Source organism: Mesorhizobium sp. M7A.F.Ca.AU.002.02.1.1, from assembly GCF_003998535.1.
GTDB lineage: Bacteria > Pseudomonadota > Alphaproteobacteria > Rhizobiales > Rhizobiaceae > Mesorhizobium > Mesorhizobium ciceri.
Map to the genome: position 1 here is coordinate 1 of NZ_RZPB01000735.1, position 2,061 is coordinate 2,061.

Here is a 2,061-nt window from a genome sequence, read left to right on the forward strand (position 1 = left end):
ATCTACCCTCAGCCGGCGTCGCGAACCCTGGCCAGCGCGATCGACAGCTTGTCCTGTGCATCGCGGTATTCGGCGAGCTTTTCACGCTCGGCATCGACGATCTCGGCCGGCGCGCTGGCCACGAACCTCTCGTTCGACAGTTTCTTGTGCAGGCGCGCGATCTCCTCGGTCACCTTGGCCAGTTCCTTCTGCAACCGTGCAGCCTCGGCGGCGAGGTCGATCAGGCTGCCAAGCGGCAGGCAGATCGTCGCCTCGTTGAGCACGATCTGCGCCGAACCCTTGGGCGCGATATCGGCAAGCGAGATGTCGCCGACCCGCGCCAGCCGCTTGATCGCCGACTCCTCGCGAACGAGGCGCTCGCGTGTCACATCGTTGGCGCCGACCACGACGAGCGGTGCGATGGCTGCCGGCGGCACGTTCATCTCCGAACGCACGGAGCGGATGCCGGAGACGAGGTCGACCAGCCAATTGATGTCGGCTGCAGCCTCGGCGTCTTCGAAGTCCGGTGACGGCCACGTGGCATGGCACAGCAGCGAGGGGCGTTGCTTGCCTTCGCCAGCGGTCTGCGCCCACAGTTCCTCGGTCATGAACGGCATCATCGGATGCAGCAGCTTGTAGATCTCGTCGAGCACGAAGGCGACGCAGGCTCGGCTTTCGGCTTTGGCCGCCTCGTCGGTTCCCATGAACACCGGCTTCAGCAGTTCCAGGTACCAGTCGCAGAACAGGTTCCAGACGAAGCGGTAGGCGGCGCCCGCCGCCTCGTTGAAGCGGTATGAGGTGATGCCGTCGGTGATCTCGCGCGCCGCCCGCGTCAGCTCGGTGAGGATCCAGCGGTTGACCGCCAGCTTGGCGTCGTTCAGCCAGAAATCGTCATTGCGCGCGACCTCGTTCATCTCGGCAAAACGCGTCGCGTTCCACAGCTTGGTGCCGAAATTGCGATAGCCGGCGATGCGCGCCGGATCGAGCTTCACGTCGCGGCCTTGTGCCGCCATCACCGTCAGGGTGAAGCGCAGCGCATCGGCGCCGTATTCGTCGATCAGGTCGAGCGGATCGATGACGTTGCCTTTCGACTTCGACATCTTGGCGCCGTTCTTGTCGCGCACCAGCGCATGGACATAGACGGTGTGGAACGGCTCCTCGTCCATGAAGTGCAGGCCCATCATCATCATGCGGGCGACCCAGAAGAAGATGATATCGAAGCCTGTCACCAGCACGTCGGTCTGGTAGTAGGTCTTCAGCTCGGGAGTCTCATCAGGCCAACCCAGCGTCGAGAACGGCCACAGCGCCGACGAGAACCAGGTGTCCAGCACGTCCTCGTCGCGGGTCAGGATCTCGCCCGGCTTGAAGTTCTCCAGCTTGTCCTCGACCCAGGCCTTCCACGGTCCTTCCAGCGCCAGATAGAATTCGATCGCGGCGCTCAGCGCCTCTTCCTCGGTCTTCTCGACGAAGACGCGCCCATCCGGCCCGTACCAGGCCGGAATCTGGTGGCCCCACCAGAGCTGGCGCGAGATGCACCAGGGCTGGATGTTCTCCATCCAGTCGAAATAGGTCTTTTCCCAGTTCTTCGGCACGAAGTTCGTGCGACCTTCGCGCACTGAAGCGATTGCCGGTTTGGCCAGCTCCGCCGCATTGGCATACCATTGCTCGGTCAGGAACGGCTCGATCGGCACGCCTCCGCGATCGCCATGCGGCACCGCATGGCGATGCGGCTCGACCTTTTCGAGGAAGCCGCCCTCTTCCATCAGCTCGACGATCTTCTTACGCGCGACGAAGCGATCGAGGCCGTCGAGTTCGTCCCAGACCGCCTGGCGCTCCGGCGTCACCTCGAGGCCGGCAAGGAAATCCTCATTGTCCCTGAGACTTACCGCCGCCTCCGTGGTCAGGATATTGATCGCCGGCAGCTTGTGGCGCTTGCCGACCTCGAAATCGTTGAAGTCGTGCGCCGGCGTGATCTTGACCGCGCCCGAACCTTTTTCCGGATCGGAATACTCATCCGCCACCACGGGAATCCTGCGGCCGACGATCGGCAGGACGATGTTCTTGCCGACCAGATGCCGGAAG

1 protein-coding gene is annotated in these 2,061 nt (G+C 63.4%); it reads right to left on the reverse strand.

Annotated elements, in window-relative coordinates; genetic code table 11:
• Nucleotides 1-8: 8 nt before the first annotated feature.
• On the reverse strand, nt 9-2,061 hold a 2,053-nt coding region (locus EN879_RS30330), incomplete at its 5' end, for a valine--tRNA ligase (protein WP_245493886.1).